At 48.2% G+C, this 22,595-nt stretch carries 18 protein-coding genes and 1 pseudogene; 6 read left to right on the top strand and 13 right to left on the bottom strand.

Going from position 1 to position 22,595, the window contains the following annotated elements; translation table 11 throughout:
- Positions 1-22: 22 nt before the first annotated feature.
- Positions 23-2,707, bottom strand: coding sequence for an HD domain-containing phosphohydrolase (locus tag PQI28_RS09915; RefSeq protein ID WP_339963188.1), 2,685 nt, complete (start codon positions 2,705-2,707; stop codon positions 23-25).
- Positions 2,708-2,907: 200 nt separating this feature from the next.
- On the opposite strand from PQI28_RS09915, the gene PQI28_RS09910 reads away from it, so the two are divergent.
- The 3 genes from PQI28_RS09910 (at position 2,908) to PQI28_RS09900 (ending at position 6,380) form a co-directional block, all read left to right on the top strand.
- A complete protein-coding gene (locus PQI28_RS09910; RefSeq protein WP_339963187.1) occupies positions 2,908-3,216 on the top strand; it encodes a PadR family transcriptional regulator in 309 nt (102 codons plus the stop codon).
- 4 nt (positions 3,217-3,220) lie between these two features.
- Positions 3,221-4,405, top strand: a complete 1,185-nt coding sequence (gene chrA, locus PQI28_RS09905; protein ID WP_339963186.1) for a chromate efflux transporter — start codon at positions 3,221-3,223, stop codon at positions 4,403-4,405.
- Positions 4,406-4,559: 154 nt separating this feature from the next.
- A complete protein-coding gene (locus PQI28_RS09900; RefSeq protein WP_339963185.1) occupies positions 4,560-6,380 on the top strand; it encodes an acyltransferase family protein in 1,821 nt (606 codons plus the stop codon).
- A 20-nt stretch (positions 6,381-6,400) separates the two neighbouring features.
- On the opposite strand, the gene PQI28_RS09895 is transcribed toward PQI28_RS09900, so the two are convergent.
- On the bottom strand, positions 6,401-6,901 hold the full coding sequence (locus PQI28_RS09895; RefSeq protein ID WP_339963184.1) for a YdcF family protein: 501 nt from the start codon (positions 6,899-6,901) through the stop codon (positions 6,401-6,403).
- An 87-nt stretch (positions 6,902-6,988) separates the two neighbouring features.
- On the opposite strand from PQI28_RS09895, the gene PQI28_RS09890 reads away from it, so the two are divergent.
- The gene (locus tag PQI28_RS09890; RefSeq protein WP_339963183.1) at positions 6,989-7,723 is read left to right on the top strand and encodes a zinc ribbon domain-containing protein; all 735 of its coding nucleotides are present in this window, start codon (positions 6,989-6,991) and stop codon (positions 7,721-7,723) included.
- A gap of 45 nt (positions 7,724-7,768) precedes the next feature.
- Here the strand turns inward: PQI28_RS09890 and PQI28_RS09885 are convergent, their stop codons facing one another.
- From PQI28_RS09885 to PQI28_RS09875, 3 genes are read right to left on the bottom strand one after another with little or no spacing between them, the layout of a single operon-like run.
- Positions 7,769-9,478 carry a zinc ribbon domain-containing protein gene (locus tag PQI28_RS09885; RefSeq protein WP_339963182.1) on the bottom strand — a complete coding sequence of 570 codons (1,710 nt, stop codon included), beginning with the start codon at positions 9,476-9,478 and terminating at the stop codon, positions 7,769-7,771.
- Entirely contained in the window at positions 9,475-9,900 is a 426-nt protein-coding gene (locus tag PQI28_RS09880) for a zinc ribbon domain-containing protein (protein ID WP_339963181.1), read from the bottom strand. The genes PQI28_RS09885 and PQI28_RS09880 overlap by 4 nt, the downstream gene beginning before the upstream one ends.
- A gap of 18 nt (positions 9,901-9,918) precedes the next feature.
- Positions 9,919-11,268: a TcaA 3rd/4th domain-containing protein gene (locus PQI28_RS09875; RefSeq protein ID WP_339963180.1), complete on the bottom strand. Its 1,350-nt coding sequence runs from the start codon at positions 11,266-11,268 to the stop codon at positions 9,919-9,921.
- 214 nt (positions 11,269-11,482) lie between these two features.
- On the opposite strand from PQI28_RS09875, the gene PQI28_RS09870 reads away from it, so the two are divergent.
- Complete coding sequence (locus PQI28_RS09870) at positions 11,483-11,776, top strand: hypothetical protein (RefSeq protein WP_339963179.1); 294 nt, start codon at positions 11,483-11,485, stop codon at positions 11,774-11,776.
- 132 nt (positions 11,777-11,908) lie between these two features.
- Positions 11,909-13,180 (top strand): alginate O-acetyltransferase AlgX-related protein, encoded by a 1,272-nt coding sequence (locus tag PQI28_RS09865; RefSeq protein WP_339963178.1) that lies wholly within the window; start codon positions 11,909-11,911, stop codon positions 13,178-13,180.
- A gap of 34 nt (positions 13,181-13,214) precedes the next feature.
- On the opposite strand, the gene PQI28_RS09860 is transcribed toward PQI28_RS09865, so the two are convergent.
- The 8 genes and pseudogenes from PQI28_RS09860 to PQI28_RS09825 form a co-directional block, all read right to left on the bottom strand.
- Positions 13,215-14,645 carry an MBOAT family O-acyltransferase gene (locus PQI28_RS09860; RefSeq protein WP_214784189.1) on the bottom strand — a complete coding sequence of 477 codons (1,431 nt, stop codon included), beginning with the start codon at positions 14,643-14,645 and terminating at the stop codon, positions 13,215-13,217.
- Between the two features lie 58 nt (positions 14,646-14,703).
- Positions 14,704-15,813 carry a non-hydrolyzing UDP-N-acetylglucosamine 2-epimerase gene (wecB, locus tag PQI28_RS09855; protein WP_339963177.1) on the bottom strand — a complete coding sequence of 370 codons (1,110 nt, stop codon included), beginning with the start codon at positions 15,811-15,813 and terminating at the stop codon, positions 14,704-14,706.
- Positions 15,814-15,893: 80 nt separating this feature from the next.
- Positions 15,894-16,667 (bottom strand): annotated as a pseudogene (gene tagH, locus PQI28_RS09850) (teichoic acids export ABC transporter ATP-binding subunit TagH); the annotation flags it as partial.
- 13 nt (positions 16,668-16,680) lie between these two features.
- The gene (locus PQI28_RS09845) at positions 16,681-17,478 is read right to left on the bottom strand and encodes an ABC transporter permease (RefSeq protein ID WP_214784192.1); all 798 of its coding nucleotides are present in this window, start codon (positions 17,476-17,478) and stop codon (positions 16,681-16,683) included.
- A 17-nt stretch (positions 17,479-17,495) separates the two neighbouring features.
- On the bottom strand, positions 17,496-18,785 hold the full coding sequence (locus PQI28_RS09840) for a nucleotide sugar dehydrogenase (RefSeq protein WP_214784195.1): 1,290 nt from the start codon (positions 18,783-18,785) through the stop codon (positions 17,496-17,498).
- Between the two features lie 145 nt (positions 18,786-18,930).
- Positions 18,931-20,229 (bottom strand): glycosyltransferase, encoded by a 1,299-nt coding sequence (locus tag PQI28_RS09835; RefSeq protein ID WP_339963176.1) that lies wholly within the window; start codon positions 20,227-20,229, stop codon positions 18,931-18,933.
- A complete protein-coding gene (locus tag PQI28_RS09830) occupies positions 20,226-20,579 on the bottom strand; it encodes a hypothetical protein (protein WP_214761556.1) in 354 nt (117 codons plus the stop codon). The genes PQI28_RS09835 and PQI28_RS09830 overlap by 4 nt, the downstream gene beginning before the upstream one ends.
- A gap of 11 nt (positions 20,580-20,590) precedes the next feature.
- Positions 20,591-22,552, bottom strand: a complete 1,962-nt coding sequence (locus PQI28_RS09825; protein ID WP_339963175.1) for a hypothetical protein — start codon at positions 22,550-22,552, stop codon at positions 20,591-20,593.
- Between the last annotated feature and the right edge of the window lie 43 nt (positions 22,553-22,595).

Genomic DNA, 22,595 nt, shown 5'->3' with positions numbered 1-22,595 from the left:
AAATAAGAGAGGACTCGCTTGTTTATTGTTGTAGGGTTGGGACGACTTTTTCAAAGAAGACATCGACGAGCGTCGGGTCGAACTGCTTGCCCGCCTCTTGTTGAATGATGGCAAGCGCCTCATCAATCGTCTTCGCCTGTCGATAAGGACGCCCCGTCACCATGACGTCGAACGTGTCGGCGATCGAGATGATGCGGGAAGCGAGCGGAATCTCATATTCACTGATCCCTTTCGGATATCCTTTCCCGTCCCATCGTTCGTGATGGGCCAAAACAATTTCAGACAAGGCGACATATTCAGGAACCGTACTTAAAATGTTGTAACTGACCTCGGGATGTCGTTTGATTTCACGCCATTCAGGTTCCGTCAAAGCACCAGGTTTATCTAAAATATCGTTACTAATCGCTACTTTGCCGATATCGTGCAAAATGGCGGCCGTTCGGATTTCATTTACCTCTGCGCTCGTGAAGCCCATCGCTTCCGCGAGCTTCCCTGACAAATTGGCGACACGCTGAGAGTGCGCCTCTTCACGGGGAATCTTCTCATATAGTGTCCGCATGATCAGTTGAATCGAGTGGTGGCGGCGGCTTTGTTTCTCCGATACTTTATGGTGATACATCCGGTCTTCCGCTAAATTGAAGACGTCGGTTAATCCGATGGACGCGTCGTGCTTGACCGCCTCACCGAAAGATGCGGAAATCGGGAGCCCTTCTACAGTTCGTCCGAGGAAGAGTCGGCTCAAACGATCCGACAAGTGCTTCGCCTCGTCGAGTGTGGTGTTCGGCGAGATGACGACAAATTCATCTCCACCGATACGTGCCACTTCATCTTTCGCTCGCAACTCATTCCGTAAAATATTCGCCGCTTCGACGAGCAACCGGTCTCCAATTAAGTGTCCGAACGCGTCGTTCGTCAACTTCAGTCCGTTAATATCGATGACGATCAGTGACAATGGATAAAACGCATCGTCGTCATAACGTTCCAGCGCTTCTTCAAAGTACCGACGATTTTTTACCCCTGTCAACTGGTCGTGATAGCTTAAATACTCGATTTCTTTCTCGTACTTTTTCTTCTCTGTGACGTCACCAATATATCCGTGCCAGAGGACATGACCGTCAGCAATTTTCTCTGGGCGGGACGATCCTAAAATCCAAATTGTTCGTCCATCCTCGGTCAACACACGAAACTCCGCGTCCCATATCGTCAAGTTCCGATACGATTCATCAATCGACTGCATGACGTGAGGATAGTCATCTGGATGCATCCGTCGGAAGACGAGGCCGGCATCTGCCTGCACTTCTTCGGCAGTAATCCCTAACATGTCTTCAAAACCGCGACTGAAGAATGGGAAGTTGAAGCTACCGTCCGGCAACAACTCGAACTGATAGATGGCTCCCGGAATTTGGTCAGATAGTTTTGTCAACAGACGGTCCCGCTCGGCCAACTTCTCTTCCAACTGAACGCGATCCGTCACATCTTTCGCGACGGCGTAAATATAGTTCCCTTGAAGTTTACAATGCCATTCAATCGAACGATAGGTGTCATCAATCGTTCGGAAGCGATTGACGAAACGGAACAGTTCTCCCCGTTCCTCGAGTTCTGTAAAGCCCGCTTCTGTAATGACATCATCGTCTGGATGAATCAAGCTAAGAAAATCCATATTTTCAAGTTCATCAAGCGAGTAGCCAAGCACCCGTTCCCACGTATCATTCAAATGTAAGACTTGGCGTGTATTAAGCGCCATGATGCATTCCAGGTCAAGTGTCGCAAACCCATCGAACATCGACTTCTTCGTCTCCCCGACTTGGTGATCCGCTTTGACCAATTGTTCTAGCACATGGACAAGATACAACTCGACAAGACCAAGTCGATTCGCCACTTTCCCTTCTTGCATCACAATCGTCAAATCTCCATATAGTATCCCATCCTTCTCAATTTTGAAGAGGACGACCTCTCCAAGCGAGAAGATGCGGAGTAAGTTTTTGACGAGTCGTTTCGGAAGGGCACCGTCAATCAACGGATCAATCCCCTCAAACACAAGTGGATTCGGTTTACTGAACAGCTCCCGTCGTTGGTCGGTCATCGGCCACTTCTTCCCAACCGGGTGGAACCCTAACACATCGAGACTTCGTTCTAACATCTCGTCCATACCGGACAATGCGACCGTCGTATATGACTCGCCATCACTTTCCATCAAATTAAGTGCGACCGCCTTCGCCCCGGTGAAATCACGAATCTGATCAAGGAACTGTTGGTTCATCAATAAGTCGCTTCCCGTTGAAACGAAACGATGCGAGACGTTCACGAGCTGCTTCAAGGCATTATTTTCTTGAACATGTCGCGTGATGTCATGAAACATGACGGAGACAAAGCCTTTTCGTTCGCTGAAAACGGACATTTCGAACCATGACTTGTTACGGCGAGAGAAGTGTTCAAACGTCACCGTACCGCCATCACTGACGACCCGTGCCACTTGAATCATCCACTCCCGCTCGCTATATTCAAAATCTTTCAATGCCGCTGACACTTTCTGACCGATAAAATGTTTCCGTTTCCCTTTCATCATCTTTTCGAAGGCAGGGTTCACTTCAAAAAATTCGTAATCAATCGGCTCCGAAGCGTCGTCGTAAATCACTTTAAACTCGACGTAGCCTTGGGGCATATAACGCAACAATGTATCGTATGAAGAATGAATGGGGTTTGTCACGTCACTTCCTCCTCAGCAAATAAACTCAATACCTAGTTTACCTCATTTGTGATAGATTCCCTATTTTTTCCGAACTCATTCCCATCTTCTTATTATAAGTTTTTGTAAACTGCAGACAGCGTGCTTGTAACTTTCTCACTCGTTTGTTAGACTGTTTTCGAAAACCGATATCGAAATTCGATATGAAGGAGATGACACGTATGGAAGATCGCGTCCTGCGGAAACTGTTCCTCGGATTCATCCACATCCATATCTTGCATCATGCCGCTGAACATCCGGTGTACGGGGCATGGATGGTCGATGAATTAAGAGAGCACGGATATGAAATCAGTGCCGGTACGCTCTATCCGATTTTGCACGGGATGGAGAAGGATGGCCTCCTCGTTCGCGAAAACGAGAACGTCGACGGACACGTCCGCAAAAATTATGTGACGACCGAAAAAGGGCTCTCCGTGTTACAAGAAGCCCGTCAAAAAGCTTATGAGTTATTTAAAGAAATTAAGGAGTGAAGACATGACGACACAACGTGTGACGTTCAAGACGTTACTAGAGATTTTATTCGTTTCAACCCGGCTCGGGCTGACATCGTTCGGCGGACCGGTCGCCCACCTTGGCTATTTCCATGAGGAATATGTGAGACGGCGCAAATGGATGGATGAGAAGGCATACGCCGACCTCGTCGCCTTATGTCAATTCTTGCCCGGCCCCGCGAGTTCGCAAGTCGGGATTGGCATCGGCATTGTCCGCGGCGGGATATTAGGTGGGATCACCTCGTTCATCGGCTTCACGACCCCGTCGGTCATCGCGCTCATGCTGTTTGCTTTGGTCCTATCCGGTCTCGACGTCTCTGATGCCGGTTGGTTATACGGTTTGAAAGTCGTTGCCGTTGCCATCGTCGCCCATGCGATTTTAGGCATGGCGAGTAAACTCACACCTGATCCAAAGACGAAGACGATTGCCTTCTTCGCGCTTGCCGGCGTATTGCTTTGGCAGACGACGTTCAGCCAAGTGCTCGTCATTCTCGTTGCTGCTGTCGCTGGGTTCTTATTGTTCAAGCCAGATCGTCTCGATGCGAAATCAAGTACGTTCCCGATTTCAAAACGGCTCGGTGCCGTCTTGCTGTCGGTATTCGGGGCACTTCTCGTCATCTTACCGATTTTACGGGAAACGTTTGAAAACCAAGCGATCGCCTTATTCGATAGTTTTTATCGCGCCGGTGCACTCGTCTTCGGTGGCGGACACGTTGTCTTGCCGCTTCTCGAGCGTGAACTCGTCCCTGCAGGTTTCTTAAGTGAAGAAGCGTTCCTCGCAGGATACGGTGCCGCACAGGCTGTTCCGGGACCATTGTTCACATTCGCTTCCTACCTCGGGACAGTCATCAATGGGATTCCGGGTGGGATTTTGGCGACAGTCGCCATTTTCTTGCCGGCGTTCTTGCTCATTCTTGGGGCACTCCCGTTCTGGGATGCGCTTCGACACAACCCGAAAGTCGCTGGAGCCTTGATTGGGGTGAACGCTGCGGTCGTCGGTATTTTGATTGCGGCATTTTATAGCCCAATCTTTACGAGTACCGTCAACGGTGCGGTCGACTTCGTCTTTGCCGCTTTCTTGTTCGTCATGATCGCCTACTGGAAATTACCACCTTGGGCACTCGTCATCGCTGGCGTCATCGGTGGGATGTTGATCAATCTGGTGTAATCACTAAGGGACCTTGCGTCCCTTTTTTTGTGGATTTTTTTGCTCATTTGATTGTTAATCTTTTGAAACCATTCCCTCTCCCCCACTCGTTATACTGAAGAATGGATTCTAAAAAAAGGGAAATGTCCGCTTTGACTAGAAAGGAAGTGGGGGCATGAAACCACTTAAACATACAACGTATATGCCCGGTCTGGACGGCTTACGCACGTTCGCCGTTTTGGCTGTCATTATATATCATTTAAACGTACCTTACATATCCGGGGGATTCCTCGGTGTCGATGTCTTCTTCGTCCTGTCCGGTTATTTGATTACCGGCATCCTCATTCGAGAGTGGACGAAAACCGGCACGATCGACTTGAAAAGATTCTATATCGCCCGTTTCCGTCGATTGCTCCCGGCGCTCGTCTTGATGTTGTCGCTCGTGATGACATACGTCACGCTCTTTGACCGCTCGTTGCTTGAGACGGTACGACAAGATTCACTCGCCGCGCTCGCTTACGTGAACAACTGGTGGTACATCTTCCATGAAGTGTCATATTTCGAGAGCTTCGGGAAACCGTCACCACTTCAAAACTTATGGTCCCTCTCCATTGAAGAACAATTTTACGCGGTCTGGCCGCTCATTTTACTCGTCGGCCTCGCCTTCCGGAAACGGTTGCTTCAATTGGTCGCAGCACTCTTAATCGTCTCCGCGACATGGATGGCGTTCCGCTACGTTCCAGAAGCGGACCCGAGCCGTGTCTACTACGGGACGGATACCCGCCTGTTCGGTCTGCTCATGGGTGCCATGCTCGCATTCGGCTGGCGACCAGATACGTTCAAAGCGGTCATCCCAAACATCGGACGACATATTTTGAACGTGGCTGGTGCAATCTCTCTCATCGTAATCGTCGGGATCATCGTCACGGTGAATGCGTATGACGCGTTCCTCTATTATGGTGGCTTCTTGCTCGTCGCCTTCTTGTCCGCAATCTTGATTGCCGCGGTCGCCCATCCGGCGACGATCTGGTCACGCCTATTTGGAAGCGCTTGGCTTCGTGTGATCGGTACGCGAACGTACGGGATTTATTTATGGCACTATCCGATCATCATCTTGTCGACACCGCTCGAACGACTTGGAACGTTTTCACCGCTCCTTGCGGTCGGTCAGGTCGCGCTCACGTTGTTGATCGCCGAATTGTCATATCGCTTTATTGAGACGCCGATTCGTCGGAACGGATTCATCGCCTCGTTCCGTCAACTCGTCTCGACACCGACGCATCCAAGTGCCCGTTTCGCGGCTACGGCTTGCGCGACGGCACTCTCACTCGTACTCGTCGGCAACTTGACCATCTTAGCCTTCTCTGAATCGAAGCCGGCACAAGATGAGATTCCGATTGTGAAAGTACCGATGCCAAAGGAAGAGACACCTGATGTGCCGAAAGAACCTGAAACAGATGATTCGGAAGAAGCGACCACAGACGTGACGCCGCCACCAACTGAAACGCCAGAGGAAAAGAGTTGTCCACCAGCGCTCGCGATCGGTGATTCGGTCATGCTCGGATTGAACGAATACTTGGCAGATGCGTTTCCGAACATGACCATCGATGCTGAAATCGGGCGCCAAGTCCGCGATGCCATTCCGGTCGCATCTCAGTATGCATCGTATAACGCGCCAGGTCATGTCGTCTTCCTTCATCTCGGAACGAACGGGGCGTTCAAGATGGACCAACTCGACACGCTCCTCAAACAGTTCGAGCGCGCGGACCATATTTATTTAATCAACACCCGTGTCCCTCGTCCGTGGGAGAGCGAGGTCAATGAGAAGCTCGCTCGGGCAAGCGAACTTCACGAGAACGTTTCTCTCATCGATTGGCATGGTCAATCCGTCGGGAAGGAATCTTATTTCGAGAGCGACGGCGTCCATCTGAATGTGGAAGGCGCCGAAGCGTTCGGTGAGGTTTTAAATCAAGAAATCGGCTGTCAATCAAACTAGGCTCTTGCGGATGCAAGAGCCTAGTTTTTATCTTTGAACAGATAGCGGACAAGTAGTTTCACATAAGCTAACACCTCACGGATCACGTATCGCCCTTTTGCTAGTGGCGGAGTCGGTGCATACAGGGCATCGCTCTCGAGTTGGAAATAGAGCTTCGCAATGAGACGTGCCCGCGGGACATGAAAGTCATTCGTCACGATGGTGAGCCCCGTCTCGCCTTCCCAAAACGGTCGGCTGTGCTGAAAGTTCTCAATCGTTGAGGTAGAGGTCGCTTCAACATGGATCCGGTGTGGTTCAATGCCTCGTGCCATCAGTTCCCGTTCGATCACAAGTGCCTCGGCCATGCCTTCGTCAGGACCCTGTCCTCCTGTTGCAATCAGCTCGACATGCGGATGTATCTTCGCATAGTCAGCCGCGACGTCAATCCGATGCTTTAGCGCTCTCGACGGAGTGGTGCCGTTGACTTTCGCTCCAAGAATCAATACATGAATGTAGCTTCCATCCGCTACTTTTTGAAACATCATCACACTTCCCTCTAATCTTTAGTCTTCCATATCCTTTTTTCATCATGTAAAATTAAGAAAAAAATGGATAAGGTAGGTTATATTATGTCTCGCTGTCATTCCTGTAATACTCCACTCAAACGAGGACAGTCACATTGTCCACAATGTGGAGAACGAATTGCTGTTACTTCGACCAAACGGAGGAAGCTTCCATTTGTATTACTCACCCTGTTGTTCTTAAGTGCAGCAGCAGTCGGCTGGTGGATATGGGGCGACAATCCTTCCCCTCCTCATACTGCCTCAAAACCGGATAAACAACAATCATTCTCCGCCTCTACCACGCCCGAACATTCTGAAAATCCTGCAGATACGGAAGAACCAGAAGTATTACCAGAAACAGAAATTATCACAGGTACATTCTTTGAAGATATTTCGTCGACTGAAGTCGAGCAATTTATGTACAATTTCGTGGAGGCTTTTACATCAGCTACTTATGAGCAATCCGTCTCTGGCGTGGAACCGTTTTTGGCACCAAATTCTGAGTTCGAACAAAATACGCTCAATTATTTAGAAAATACATTATTCGAACGTAGTATCCTTGAAGATCAAATTGAGACAAGACTTTTATCATTAACTGTCGAGGGTGAGCCCCGAGATACTGTAAAAGACGATGAGATCGCAATCGTGACAATGTTTGAAACGTATCGAATCATCCAAGAGGACTCTAGCGTGATTGCTTCTTTCGAAACGACATACGCAGTGGCTTATCAAGATGGCTATTTAAAAATCCAACGAAACCTTGGTTCCGAAGAATTATCACGGGAAGAAGAGACGTACTAAAGGCAAAAGTCAGGACTCCTATGAGCCCTGACTTTTACTATATCATTATGAACGTGTAGCACGATTTCGACCGAACAACCAACCGATTGAACCACCAGCAGTCATGATGCCGAGGGTGATCAACACCCCTACAAAACTAAAATTATGAATCGATAACGCAAACACGTCACGTTCTCCAACAGTGAACGTCATTCCGCCGCCAAGGAACCATTGCCAAATCAAATAAATCAAGAATGGCGCAGCGACAAACGCCAGCAACCGCTCTTTAGAAACGACAGTTCGATAAGCGAAAGCTGCATAAATCAAGAGGTTGACAAAGACTAATACTTTAAACCAAGAAAAGATTCCTTCATTGTAAAGACGTTCTAACTCCACATCGTCTTGAGCATATGAAGCTTCAGCCGCTTGACGAATTAATCCGATAACAGAAGGGGATAATGTCGGGAGCTCCTTCGTTGCGGCGTAACCTTCACGAGGAAATTCACCATATTCAACCATATCTTCAATCATATACTCTAAATCTGAGAATCCATCACCCAATTGATAGACTGATGTCTCAATTTCTTTTGGAGTGGCTGACCCAAATGGGGAACTGCCAATCGATAAAGAAAGAATCGGGGACTGGATCTCTACCTCTTGCGTCCCACCGTGTCCGACTGTTTGCCAGTTCGCGACGAGTCCTTGCCCAACTGCGACTTCTGTACTCTCTGACCCGATGTAATAACCTATCATATCAGATGAAAGTTCGTTCAGTTTCACCATCTGATAGCCGAGATAAGTGCCTCCGATGAGGGTTGTCAAAATGGTCACGGTAATGATGGCACGTCCGCCTTGCTGAGCCGCTTTCCAAATTCCATCAAATCGGGCGCTGAGTAGCAAGCCAATCCCAATCGCCAATGCAAAGGAGAGCCATGTCGTCAACGTGGTTACGATCCAATTTGATTCAATAAAGATCAAATCTGTTGCAAATAGAGATAAGAATACATGACCTATAACGAGAGTGAGGAACATCCCCACGAAACGTCCCCAACCTTCTTGAAAAGTTTTGATATGACGGAACAAGAAGAAGGCAAGTCCTATGACGAGAAGAACGCCACCGAACGCAAAGAAATAGTTTCCAAGCCTTCCATCAAGCACCATCGGATACTGAGAAAGGAAAGAAAGCGACTCATCGTCTAGCTCATCGGCTACAGACAACAAATTCTCGACGTTGAGTGACCAGTACAGATTCGCTACGAGGGTGACCGCAATCAACGAGAACATCTTAAACGTGGAGGCTTCACTTCCAAACACTTCGGTCAATCCATAACGAATTTCATAAGGGATGAGCGAGAGGAAGAATGCCGCAAATGCAGAAACGACTGCGAGAAACACCATTCCGAACACAGCACCACGAATAAGGCTTGACGCATCAGGTCGAACGCTAAATCGTTGTAACGCTTGTTTATAATCCGGTAACTGACGCGCGGTGGTCGCCCGCTTGAGTTGAGACAATACTTGTGACCCTGTGGCCGCAACCGATTTCAATGATTCTTCAACGCGATTGATACCGATTTTCGGTTCCAATGTATGGTGTCCACATGCCCCGCAGTACACATGGTGTGCTTCACGGGCACTTCCACAACTCGTACAATATTCGCCTTGATGCATTTCAAATTTGTAAGACGTATCCATTGATTCGAGGAGTACTCCATCCCGTTCGCAGTATTGCGCTTGCTCATCATTTGGATGTCCGCATTGATGACAATATTTCATAACGTTGCCTCCAATTGCCCTCCACAACATGTACAGAATGCATGATCTGTCGGTTGTGGAGCTCCGCATGTGGCACAAGCACTTTTTGGTCGAACATCTGGCTGTGGCACTGCTGTCCCGCATGAACCACAGAATTTCGCATCCTTCTCTAATGGGGCATCACAGGATGTACAACGGTGTGGTTTCATCGCCTCTTGCATATTTTTGATGCGCTTACTCGCTTCATAGATCAAGGCGTCTTTCTCCATGATTCCTTCCACTTCTGTAAGTTGACCGTTTCGGACCATTGCACGATACTGTTTTTGACCAAGGTCTAGCAATAACTGTCCGCGCTCTTTCTTCGCTTTTTCCATTCGTTGCTGTAAATCACGAATCGTCTCAAATTGGTCGAGGTGTTCGGCTTGCCGATTCCATGTGTTCATTGTCTACTCTCTCCTCTTTCACTCTAAATAGGTTGCTTTGACTAGATGATACTCGCCGTTCTCATTGGCGATTACATAACGAAAACGCGATTTTGCCAATCGTTCCGGTTCATCTTCGACCCCAGCGGTCGTGAAGCGACTGTAAATTGAGATGATGGCTTCTGTTTCGATCGCCGGTTCGCCTTCCCACTCGATAATTTTCGTGGCTTGGTTGATAATTTCGACACCGTCTAAATTGCCATACCACTCTTGGTCCAGTTCTTTCATCGTGTCATACGTTTTTTTCTGACGCGCTAAATATTCAGGATCGGTGACGAGCGTCAGCTGTTCTAAATCTTCCGTATAAATAAAGTTCACCCATTGTTGGGCGTGTGTGTTCACCATGTCATATGCGAAGTTGATCGTTGTCCGATCGACGACCGGTTCAAATTGAATCGGCTTCATGTTAGGTTTTGCCAACACTTCATTAGAAGAGACAAGCCCCCATCCGGTATCAATCTCCGTGCTGAGCGTGACTCCTTGCTTCGGTACAGGTCCGTACGTTTTCCAATCCCCAATCGTTTTGCCAGTGTCTTCTCCGTTGACGTATAATGTCGCATCCGGATAAGTTTGATCCAACTCAACACTCAATCCTTGGAAAGTCACCATAAAAGGTTCTTCCAAGTCACTGTAAGCGAGACTATTGAACGTGTCGATCGCTTCGTCTTGACCATATTGGCCATCATAAGATACTGCGACTTCAACTTGTCCCGGGAAAGCATCTTGAATAATTACAGTGTCCTCTTCCGTTACGAGACGCTCTTTACCGTACGGAGCAGGCAAAGATACGGTGATGCCTTCGAAGTTGCTAGATACATACATTGTTTGAGCAATCAGTTCAACAACATAGGTTTGGAAAATGCCGAACTGTTTCTCGCCACGAACGAGGCGAACAGGTAAGTCCCCGCTCGATGCACCAAGCGATCGTTTTGTCCGTTCCAAATAATCACTTATTTCGGTGTCCAGATCGGCATCAACTACCCCCTCAATGAATTGTTTCGCTTGTTTCTCATCAAGTTTCGCACCTTTTAACCGAGCATACTCACTAAAGGTAGCCGCATCTTCTTCGATAATCGACTGACGGATAATTTCAATTTGCTTTTCAGGATGATAAATGAATTGATATGTAGCAAAATAAGTACTTGCCGCAACGATAAGGAGTGCGAAAAAACTTCCCACAATCCATTTAAGTCGTTTAGGTGTTTTGGCTGATTTTTTCTTATTCTTAACGATGTCTGTCGAACTAGACTTTGCTTGATCAACTTTTGTACCGCAATTCGGACAGAACGTTTTTCCATTTATGTCAGTGGAACAAGTAGGACATTGCATGGCTTTACCTCCTTTTTTCGTTTTATACAAATATTAACTTATCATATTTATCACAGAACATGAATTTATTTTTATATTTTGAAAAATAAAGTAACGCCTCGTAATTTCAATTTAAAGTAAATATTATTACATAAATATGAAAAAATATTTTGAATCATCCATATTATGTTTTATGATTAAGAGGATAGGAATTTCGAAGGAGGACAGGTGACCTATGACAGATTCAGATAAATGGTTATCCACTCGCTTCTTGTATACACGTGATGCTCGACTATTTGCAGAGATTGAAGTCATTGAGCTTGACCCGTCCCACTATAAGTTCGTGATCTATCCGACACCACTCGGCGCCAACGAATCCTTTTATATGCGACAGGGACCTCTCGACTCAGACCAGCTACCTTCTGCTTTTGCCGATGTGAGTCGTGTGTATGCAAGACAGCTTGATTGTTTACGTGCCGCAACCCGACTCGTGTCATCGATTGGACCGGCCCGCTTTACCGCTCACTAAAACGTTTAGAGTGACGTCATGTCGCTTTAAACGTTTTTTGTATCACTTTGCTGATACATAATTGTTACAGTTACAGAAGCAAATATATGGTAGAATGGGACTCGGATTAATCTAGTAACAAAGGAGTTCTCTATGCAAAATGTAAACGTTGATTCTCATAAACAGGACCCCCGCTCCAATCGAAAGAGACGCAATCATCCAAAAATCATCCTTCAACTCGTATTGATTTTATCCTTTGTCGCCTTTTTAGTCGGAGGCGCCTATTTGACGCTCTCTTCTGAGAAACGAGACGTGTCTGATATGGAAAACCGTAAGCTTGCACAAAGCCCGGATTCTCCTACATTTGCACACATCATGTCAGGTTCATATATGAAACAAACGGAGTCTTTCGTCACCGACCAAATTTTCAATCGCGATGCTTGGATCAGCTTAAACGCTTTTTTAAATAAAGATGTCTTTAAGCAAACCGTCAAAAACGGGATTTACGTGTCAGATGACGGGACGATGGAATCTCCGATGAAAGAGTCGATTGATACGGATACGCTCGTGAACGACTTGACGACGTTTACATCCCGACTCGAAGAACGTGGCACCGAGGTGTATTTCGGACTCGCTCCGAACAAGGCTTCGATGGCGAGCGTCGAACCTCACATGCCTGACTATATGGGCAACGAAGCCCCTCGTATTTACAAAACGGTCCGTGATCAATTGACGACAGTGCCTGGTCTGAACGTGATGGACTATCGGAAGTCATTGAACGAAGCGCAACAGTTAAGTGACGTCTTCTTCAAGACCGACTATCACTGGAACATGAACGGGGCCTATGCGGCTTACGCACAGACGGTCAACACGATGTCGAAAGATCATCCTGAAATGGGTCTAACCTTAAAACCGAACCAGCTTCGGACGAAAACGCATGAACAACCTTACTACGGTTCGTACGCACGAAGCACGACACTCCAATACGTGAAAGACGGTGACACATTCGAATGGATGGTACCGAAAGAAGGATTCACGCCGAGTTCGGTCTGCTTCAATCGGGCGACACCATGTAAACCAATCACGAGCATCATCAATAAAAAGCCGCTCAAATCGGAAGAAACGTATACGGAGATGTATTCGCTCTTCCTCCATCGAAACTGGCCAATCGTGACGATGGACCAGGAACAACCGATCAATGACACACGGACGCTCATCTTGAAAGACTCGTATGCGAATCCGATGCTCACCTTGTTACCTGAGCATTTCGGACATGTATCGGTCATTGATGTCCGTCACTTCGACGAATCTTCCATCGAATCCTATGTGACTGAAAACGACATCGACGTCGTCTTGTTCATCCATAACGTCAACTTGAACGAGTTCGTGAACCTGTATCATGAAAAATTGAATGAACCCACATAAAAAGTCGTTCTCCATTGTGAGAACGACTTTTTCGTTAGAATCTGAAATAAATAAACGGGTTAAAGCTACTCGCGACGACATACGAAATCGCAAAGATAAAGATGGTTGCCAAGAATCCGATGCGCATGAAGCCAGCCGTGTAGTTGACCCACAATTTTCTACTGTTTTGTTCAAGCAGGAGCACCTTCTCGCCGAACCATTTCGGGATCGGTGTCGCAGCAATCATCGCAATGGATAGAATCACCCCGTATTGAACGAAGTAGAACATTGCTTCATGATCCCATACCGGTCCACCGTTCAAATGGAACATCGCCGACAAATACGAAAGCGCATATGGGAAGTTATCGGCTCGGAAGAAGACCCAACCGATGATAACGACAAATAGCGTGAACGCATGCGCAAGTGCCGCTGGGAGCGCTTTGAGCCAAGCACCGAGGAAGGCCCGCTCCAACATGATGAATACGCCATAGTAGGCGCCCCATGCGATGAAGGTCCAACTCGCACCGTGCCAGACACCGGTCAGTACCCAGACGACCGCTAAGTTGCGATAGAGCTTCCACGCACTGCCCCGATTTCCGCCGAGTGGGATGTATACGTAATCTCGGAACCAGCTACCGAGTGAGATATGCCAGCGCCGCCAGAATTCAGAGACGGACTTCGAGATATATGGATAGTTGAAGTTCTCGAGGAAGTGGAATCCAAACATCCGACCTAACCCGATGGCCATATCGGAATACCCGGAGAAGTCAAAGTAGATTTGGAGCGAATAGGCGATAATTCCAATCCAGGCGAGCCCCATTGACATGTTGTCTGTACTTTGTGAGAAAATCTGATCTGCCACATATCCGGCATTGTTCGCGAGAAGCATCTTTTTCGCCAAACCGATGACAAACCGTTGCACCCCGCTCGCAAAGTCATCCATCGTCTCTTTACGATCATTGATCTCATCTGCGACCGTCTGATAACGGACAATCGGTCCGGCAATCAATTGCGGGAATAAGGAGATGTATAAAGCAAGGTCGAGAGGGTTCCGTTGAACTTTCCCATCCTTCCGGTATACATCGATCACATAACTCATCGCTTGAAAGGTGAAGAAAGACACACCGATCGGAAGTGGAATTTTCGGGTCGGTCAATTCGAGCCCCGTGATGGCGTTCACGTTTTCAATGATGAAGCTCGTATATTTGAACACAGACAACAGGAGTACGTTGGCCGCGACCATGAGCCCGACGATCCACTTCGCTTTCTTCTTTTCTTCCCGATAGCGGTCAACATAGATTCCGAACAAATAGTTCATCACAATCGATGTCAGCATAACGGCTGTATAAATCGGTTCTCCCCAAGCGTAAAACAAAAGACTGGCAATCAGTAGAATCGTGTTTTTCAAAAAACGTGGAGATACATAGTATAAGATCAAAACAATCGGTAAAAACCAAAATAAAAAAATCGTTGAACTGAAAAGCATGGATTCCCTCCTTTCTCAAAAAAAGAATAGACTGCCCCGAGGGACAGTCTATCATCAATCAACGTGTGAAACGTTCGACGATTGCGTCGACGATTCGGCGTGACGCCTCCCCGTCCCCGTAAGGGTTAGACGCTTTTGCCATACTCTCATATGCGGCTTGATCCGATAACAACTCATCGGCGAGTTCGAAAATGACTTCTTCTTCGACTCCAGCGAGTTTCAACGTTCCTGCTGCAACGCCTTCCGGACGTTCTGTCGTGTCACGAAGAACGAGAACCGGTACACCGAGTGATGGTGCTTCTTCTTGTACGCCACCTGAATCCGTCAAGATGAGGTGCGAGCGTGATGCGTAGTTGTGGAAATCAAAGACATCGAGCGGTTCAATCAAGTGAACGCGGTCTAAATCATTTAAGATTTCACCAGCAAGTTCGCGTACGATCGGGTTCATGTGAACCGGGTACACGACTTCGATGTCATCATACTTTTCAATCAAACGACGAACCGCGCGGAACATGTTGCGCATCGGCTCTCCAAGGTTTTCACGACGGTGTGCCGTCAAGAGGACGAGACGCTTGTCTTGACCTGTGATTTTGTTGAGCAATTCACTGTCGTAGTCATCTTGCACTGTCGTCTTCAAGGCATCGATTGCCGTATTCCCTGTCACGAAAATATCGGCTTCTTTCTTGTTCTCACGAAGCAAGTTTTCAGCTGATGTGTCCGTCGGAGCGAAATGAAGGTCTGCCATGACGCCTGTCAATTGACGGTTCATTTCCTCAGGGTAAGGTGAATACTTGTTGTATGTGCGAAGCCCTGCTTCTACGTGACCGATTGCAATCTGGTTATAGAATGCAGCGAGTGATGCCGCGAACGTCGTCGTCGTATCACCGTGAACGAGAACGATATCCGGTTTCGCTTCTTTCATGACTTCATCAAGTCCATGAAGGACACGTGTCGTCACATCGAAGAGCGTTTGGTTTTTCTTCATCACGTCCAAATCATAGTCCGGTGTGATTTTGAAAAGTTGAAGGACTTGATCGAGCATCTCACGATGTTGAGCTGTGACGACGACAATCGGTTCGATCCCTTCACGTTGTTTGAGCTCTAACACGAGCGGGGCCATTTTGATAGCCTCAGGGCGTGTACCGAATACGGTCATAACTTTAATCATACAGATTCTCCTTTAAGCGTTTTTCGTGGCAAGATAATCGTCTCACCGACGTCATCTTGGTCCACAATCGTCGTACGTTGCGCCATCTTCTGTTGCTTGAATTCCGATTGACGCTTCGCATCCAACGTGCGGAACCATTTCAAGAATTTCATATACTCGTCTGCGACCTCATCCACGGGTCCGTATTCGCGAATCTCTCCGTACTCGAGCCAGATGGCTTGTGTACAGAATTGACGCACTTGGGAAACCGAGTGACTGATGAAGAAGATTGTCTTCCCTTGATCTTTGAACTCGTTCATCTTGACGAGACATCGATCGGTGAACGTTTGGTCCCCAACGGACAACGCTTCATCGATGACGAGGATATCAGGGTCGATGTTGATGGAGATGGCGAAGCCAAGACGTGACTTCATCCCGCTCGAGTACGTTTTAACCGGTTGATCGATGAAATCGCCGATATCGGCAAACTCGATAATTTCCGGGGTAATGTCTTTGATTTGCTGCTTGTTCATCCCGAGCATGAGACATTTCAGTTCAATGTTCTCCATCCCCGTCAAATTGCCGTTCAATCCAGAAGAGATGGCAATCAATGACGGTTTGCCTCGAAGCTCGATCCGTCCGTGTGTCGGTGGAATCACGTCAGAGAGAAGGTTCGACATCGTCGATTTCCCAGAACCGTTAATCCCTAAAATCCCGACCACCTCTCCGGGTGGAACTTCGAACGTCACGTTACGAAGCGCATAAAACTGTTTCCCGTTCGCACGGTTGAACAAGACTTCTTTCAATTTGTCACTTTGCTTACGATACAACGTGTATCGCTTCGAGACATTTTCGAATTTGACTTGATAGCTCATACGTCACTGCTCCTTAAATATAGTCGATAAAGTAGCGACGGAAACGCACGTGAATCGCTGAACCAATGAGGAACGTCACGAAGGTGAAGCCCCAGAAGTAAAGACCATAAGTGAGATTTTGCATAATCCAATCCGTTCCGAGGAACATCGAGCGATAGCCTTCCACGAGGTAATAGAGCGGATTGGCCATCAAAATCAATTCTAGTTTCCCGGACGGTTGCCAAAAAATCGGTAATAGATACAGCATCATCCGAATAATTTGTGACAGCAAATTTTGAAAATCTCGGATGATTGTGGCTAATGCGGAAGTCAACAATGCGAACGCATATAAAAACGCAAGCGCACTAAACAGTAAGTACGGGAGGAACAAGATGTTCCATCCTTCACTGATCCCAAACGCCATCATTAAGATAAAGGCGATGACGACCATGGCCACGTGTCGGTATAGCTCCGACAAAATGACATAGGCCGGAATCGTACTGATTGGAAAACTCATCTTCGAGACGAGGGCAATCTTAGAAAAAACGGATCGAGATCCGCTGACAATGGCCGGTCCAAAGAAGAACCATGGCACAATCCCTGAGACGAGCCATGGTAAGAACGGGACATCCCCAACGTCTCGACCCGCACGTAAACCGAATCCGAAGACGAGCCAATAGATGGCGATTTGAATAATTGGTGTGATGATTTCCCACAAGTAGCCAAAATACTGCATCGAGTAACGACTTTTCGTTTCATAAACAGAGAGTCTCAAAATGAGATAGAGACTCTCCCAAAGTTCAATGAAAACTTGTTTCGATGCTTTGATCATATTGGGCACCTAACGGTTTAGGCCAACGTGACTTTCCCGTTGACGTAGTTGTAAAGGTTTCCGTAGTTTACAACGGCAAGGTCGCTGTCATCGGCCTTCACGATATTACGCGTGTCGAAGATCATTGGGCGACGCATCGCGCCGTTCAATTCTGCGAAGTCGAGTGCTTTGAACTCGTTGTGGTCAACGAGGACGAGGACGAGGTCCGCATCTTGGATCGCTTCTTCTTTCGAGACGAGGTCGAAATGTTTCGAAGAAGAGACTTCGACGTGTGGGTCGTGGACGGCTACGTTCATGCCGTCAGCGAGCATCAACTCGATGATGTCGACCGCTGGGCTTTCACGCATGTCGTCGACGTTTCCTTTGTATGTTACGCCGAACGCCGCGATTTTCGCGTTGTCTTGTCCTGCGACGAGTTTCTTGACGTTCTCGACGACGTAAGCAGGCATCGATACGTTCGTGTCACGTGACAACTTGATGATCTTCGCGAGTTCTGGTTGCTTCGCGACGATGAAGTATGGGTCGACCGCGAGACAGTGGCCACCTACACCTGGTCCTGGGCTATGCAAGTTAACACGTGGGTGTTTGTTTGCCATCTCGATGACGTCAAGCACGTTGATGTCGAGGGCGTTACATACTTTCGCGAGTTCGTTCGCGAGGGCGATGTTCACGTCACGGAATGTGTTTTCCATGAGTTTAGACATCTCTGCTGTTTTGGCATCCGTCTTGATGATTTCACCTTTGACGAACGTGCCGTACACTTTTGCACCAGCTTCTGCACATGCTTCCGTGATCCCACCGACGATACGGTTGTTGTGAACGAGCTCATGCAAGATTTGTCCTGGGAGGACGCGCTCTGGGCAGTGTACGAGGAAGATGTCTTCGCCGACTGTGAATCCAGCAGCTTCGACGAGCGGCTTCACATGGTCGTCCATCGTACGTGGCTCGATTGTTGATTCCACGATGATGACGTTTCCTTTTTCAACGTGTGGAAGCACGCGTTTCGTTGCTTCAAGAACGTATGTGAGGTCACATGATTTGTGCTCGTCGTCGTTGTTTGGTGTCGGTACCGCGATGATGAACGCGTCCGCTTTTTCTGGCTCGAGTGACGCACGGAATTTACCGTTTGCGACAACTTCTTTCACGACTTCACCAAGACCTGGCTCTTCGATGTGAATCTCGCCACGGTTCAATTTATCCACGACGGACTGATGAATGTCCACACCGAGTACGTCTACGCCATACTGGGCGAAAACGGCTGATGTAGGGAGTCCGATATATCCTAATCCGATTGTACAAACTTTCATAATTGAAATAACCTCCATAGATTAGTGACACGTGTCACCGAATGTTGCAAAACATTTCATATTGTTTAGGATTTCACCAAAAATCAAACCCATTATACTCCCGATACGAATTGAGAAGCAATTACATTTTCATGACAATACTGTATTAACGGGATGGGACCGAGTAAGATTTTACACCTAAATGATGTTCCGTGCATAATGCGACGGCACGCACATCCCCACTACTATAACAAACTTCAGGCAATATTGACCAATTCGGTAGCGACATATTCGCAAACGTCAGTCGCTCAAATTGTTCATCCGTCACATGGCTTCGCAGTTCTTGACGCGTATACGGTGCCATCAAATAGACACGGATGACGACGTCTTCAGGGAATTCGGCAATGAGTGCGCCGGCTTGTTCGAGGCGTTCGCCGATGACAATCCCCCGTTCCGCTGCATGTTGATTCAATATACTAAATGAAAAATAACGAAGCGCCGCTTCCCGCACTGACGTCCGGATATGCGCGCGTTGTTCAGGAACCGTCTCATAAAATAAACTCATCATCGAGGTCTGAGCGTCGATTTTCCGCTCGATGAAACGTCGAATCGAGGCTTCTTTCGTCGGAATGGCATCGAGCCGCTTGATGACGGAAAGACGTTGGTCGACCGAGAAATCTTGGCTGACCGCTTGGCGAGAGACAGAACGTTCTCGCACTTGGCGATAATAGATCGCATCCGTCTCGGAAGGCAATATCTTCACTTCAGGCGTATACGTGGAGAACAGCGTTGAGAAATAAACGACATCTTCCCCGCTCCTTAAGGTCGGTTCGTAACGCACTTGTTTCGCATAGACGGCTGGGACAAGTTTACACGCGTTGAGCGTCAGGAGTTGTGACATTTGCTCGTACGTCGTCTCTTGTCCTGTCAGGCGTTCGAACTCCCGATGGAGGGGTGAAGGAAGTGCTTCGCCCGATGGACTACGGTCTTGAATATCGGCAATCACGATTCGATTCGGTAATGCTTGTTCGAATAGTCGCTCGACGTAAGTCGGGCTGAACGTATCGTCCTCGTCTAAAAACGTCACATACTGCCGTGTCGACGCGTCAATGCCTTGATTTCGGGCGATGCTGACATTCGCCTCTTCGACTTCGAGACGGACGACGTCGACATCTCGACCGAACGACTCACTGACGGCTCGCAATGCCTCACGGTTCGGACCGTTGAAGACGAGGACCCATTCAATCAAAGAGGCATGGATCGTTTGGACTTCTAGTGACGCAAGGCAAGCACGCAACAATTCTTCCGAATCATGTGAAGCGACGATGACACTGACGCCACGCTTGATGGAAGAACCGTCGAGCCAATTCGGGGTCGGCATCGTCTCAAAGTGACGATTGACGGTCTGGACCCATGCCTTTTTCTCCAATTGGATGTCGTTTAGCTGTTCCTCATACGTTTTCATGATGGATTCCCTTCACGCTCAATCTTTGTGATGAGCTTACCGGCGAGCGGGATGGCTTTCGCACGATCAATCACATGCTTCATCCGCTCCACTTCTTCCGTCATCGTTTTCACTTTGTTCTGCTCAGAAGCTGCCGTCTTCCGCCACTTTTCGGCGTTCGCTTGGGCTTGACGCAATTCTTTTTCGAGTTCTTTCATCTTTTGAACCGTGTTCTCTTTTCCTCGAATCTGTTTCGCGCCCTCTTCGAGCACTTCTTGTTTCAACGTTTCCATCTGGTCTGTCATCATTTGCAACTGCTCACGTAAAAAAGCATTCTCACGTTCTACATATTCAACTTGTTGACGTTCCATACTCGATGTCCTCAGCTTTCTATGTCCCATGCACCCATTCGGAGACGGACCGCATGTTGATCATTTTGGAATTTGATGGCGAGCTTCATATACTTGGCGTCCAACTCTTTCGGGACACGTTGTTGTAACGTGTTCACTCCCGTCCGGAGCGTTTGACCAAAGGCTGCCTTCTTCAAGTTTTTCTTCGCATCATATTGCATGATGTACAGTTCGATTGACGTGTCTTCGTCTGACAACAATTCAATCGTCCCTGACACTTGGATGAACGGTGCGTTCCCGAGCGTCGCATCCTTTAAGAACTCACTTGACGGAGGTGAACTGAAGCTCTGGTTGAAGAGCTGGATATATCCATTCTCTCCATGTAACGGCTCGACGTCGACCTCTGCCTTGAATTGATTCTCTCTCAGGCTGAACAACTCTGTGTTGAACGGGACGAAATAGTGATAGATGAACGGTTTGATCGTCACCGATCGCGGTTGGTGCGCTTCTGGAATTTCCAGTGCGACCTGTTCCGCTTCAATCGCCGTCTCTTCCAACAAATGCGACCAGTTTTGCGCCGTCCAGTCATTCCAGATGGACACGACCTGATGGTTCGGTTTGTCGCCCTTCGGCATCGCTTGGTGAACGGAGTCTTCCACATGAAGGAGCTCATGCATCCGTTCGACTTGGCTCGGCACGACCGCATCGAGCATCAACCGCCAGTTCAATGGTGCCGGCGTCACAGTCGGCAAGAGCGGTGAATCGCTCCATGCGAAACTCTCTTTGACCAGATGGGGAGGTGTCGGACCGAACAACTCATCGAAGGCGACCTTCATGAGGTGACCTTGTCGTTTCGATTCATATGGCGCTTCGAGAATATGGCGCAGCACATCACGGTCGAACAGTGGTTGAACGAGCAACATCTCATCCATGAAGCCTTGTCGTGCATACGCATGGAAGTGCTCCACTTTCAACTCGAACCACGCCGCCTCGAGACGTCCGCTCCAATCCCGGTCTTCGTACGTGTCAAACAACCGTTCTAGCATCGCCTCGACTTGTTCGCGCTCTGCTTCACCAAACCCTTCGAAGGGACGAATCGCCCGTCTCGAGAGCTGTTGTTTCGCCTCATGCTCATCCATCGTCTCTTTTAAGAAAATATGCTTACCGTAGAGCCAGTCTGAACCGTGTTTCCCGATTTCAACGTAGTCCGTATCACGTGCCCGTCCAGTCGGAATCGACTCATACGCGCTCAAGTTTCCTTCTGTCACATCGAACGACTGCGCTACCCGTTTCGATAGCGACAAGTGGATGTCTGTCACCGGCGGCTCCGCCTCGACAAGTTCGGCTTCTTCAAATAGTTGGCGTGCCAGTTCTGCCTCGTTTCCATCTAATGAAGGAACGTGAAGGCGCACCGTCTTCCCTGCCTCGAGTGTAAGTTTCGTGAAGACGAGGTCAAACGCCGAACCCGCAAACGGAAGATTCACTGTTTGATAAGGCGGAATCGATTGACGTAACGCCTTGATCCATGTCGCATCAAAATCTTCCCGTAACGTGTTCGTTCCCATCGGCAGGTCGTCCCATTTCTCGATGGTCACGTCCCCGTCTTTGACAGTGAGACGCTCGCCTGCTGCGAGTCGCTTCACGCCTTCGATACGGGTGTTACGTCCAAACACATGACCGACAAATCGCATTTGCGAGACAGCTTCAGACGACACTTCCGTTTTATCGGCCCGCTCTGCCACTTGACGGAGCGATGTACCGACGACGATCGGGTCTGTCGTGTAGTAGACCGGGATGACGTTATTGAATGGGACCGACACGGTGAACGTCTCTTCGAATTGAAGGGAGATATAGTGACCGTGTGGCTCGTCACGTGTTGCGTCAAACCAGCCGATGCGTGCATCGAGCGGTTCTTTCGACAACACATGGGTCACCCCGTCACGCTCTGTCAACTCGACGTGTCGGGTAGTGGCTTCATACAAAAAATAACTCATGGGATGCTCCCCTTCTCTTTGTTTTCAAAAGAAGCAAACCCGC

The sequence above is a fragment of the Exiguobacterium sp. USCH10 genome, assembly GCF_037619445.1.
GTDB lineage: Bacteria > Bacillota > Bacilli > Exiguobacteriales > Exiguobacteriaceae > Exiguobacterium > Exiguobacterium aestuarii_A.
This window is presented reverse-complemented; position numbering and strand designations above follow the sequence as displayed.

What these genes read in the sequence shown, in the direction of transcription:
- PQI28_RS09910 (WP_339963187.1), top strand. Translation starts at nt 2,908, where the DNA reads ATGGAAGATCGCGTCCTGCGGAAACTGTTCCTCGGATTCATCCACATC.
- chrA (WP_339963186.1), top strand. Translation starts at nt 3,221, where the DNA reads ATGACGACACAACGTGTGACGTTCAAGACGTTACTAGAGATTTTATTC.
- PQI28_RS09900 (WP_339963185.1), top strand. Translation starts at nt 4,560, where the DNA reads ATGAAACCACTTAAACATACAACGTATATGCCCGGTCTGGACGGCTTA.
- PQI28_RS09895 (WP_339963184.1), bottom strand. Translation starts at nt 6,901, where the DNA reads ATGTTTCAAAAAGTAGCGGATGGAAGCTACATTCATGTATTGATTCTT.
- PQI28_RS09890 (WP_339963183.1), top strand. Translation starts at nt 6,989, where the DNA reads ATGTCTCGCTGTCATTCCTGTAATACTCCACTCAAACGAGGACAGTCA.
- PQI28_RS09885 (WP_339963182.1), bottom strand. Translation starts at nt 9,478, where the DNA reads ATGAAATATTGTCATCAATGCGGACATCCAAATGATGAGCAAGCGCAA.
- PQI28_RS09880 (WP_339963181.1), bottom strand. Translation starts at nt 9,900, where the DNA reads ATGAACACATGGAATCGGCAAGCCGAACACCTCGACCAATTTGAGACG.
- PQI28_RS09875 (WP_339963180.1), bottom strand. Translation starts at nt 11,268, where the DNA reads ATGCAATGTCCTACTTGTTCCACTGACATAAATGGAAAAACGTTCTGT.
- PQI28_RS09870 (WP_339963179.1), top strand. Translation starts at nt 11,483, where the DNA reads ATGACAGATTCAGATAAATGGTTATCCACTCGCTTCTTGTATACACGT.
- PQI28_RS09865 (WP_339963178.1), top strand. Translation starts at nt 11,909, where the DNA reads ATGCAAAATGTAAACGTTGATTCTCATAAACAGGACCCCCGCTCCAAT.
- PQI28_RS09860 (WP_214784189.1), bottom strand. Translation starts at nt 14,645, where the DNA reads ATGCTTTTCAGTTCAACGATTTTTTTATTTTGGTTTTTACCGATTGTT.
- wecB (WP_339963177.1), bottom strand. Translation starts at nt 15,813, where the DNA reads ATGATTAAAGTTATGACCGTATTCGGTACACGCCCTGAGGCTATCAAA.
- PQI28_RS09845 (WP_214784192.1), bottom strand. Translation starts at nt 17,478, where the DNA reads ATGATCAAAGCATCGAAACAAGTTTTCATTGAACTTTGGGAGAGTCTC.
- PQI28_RS09840 (WP_214784195.1), bottom strand. Translation starts at nt 18,785, where the DNA reads ATGAAAGTTTGTACAATCGGATTAGGATATATCGGACTCCCTACATCA.
- PQI28_RS09835 (WP_339963176.1), bottom strand. Translation starts at nt 20,229, where the DNA reads ATGAAAACGTATGAGGAACAGCTAAACGACATCCAATTGGAGAAAAAG.
- PQI28_RS09830 (WP_214761556.1), bottom strand. Translation starts at nt 20,579, where the DNA reads ATGGAACGTCAACAAGTTGAATATGTAGAACGTGAGAATGCTTTTTTA.
- PQI28_RS09825 (WP_339963175.1), bottom strand. Translation starts at nt 22,552, where the DNA reads ATGAGTTATTTTTTGTATGAAGCCACTACCCGACACGTCGAGTTGACA.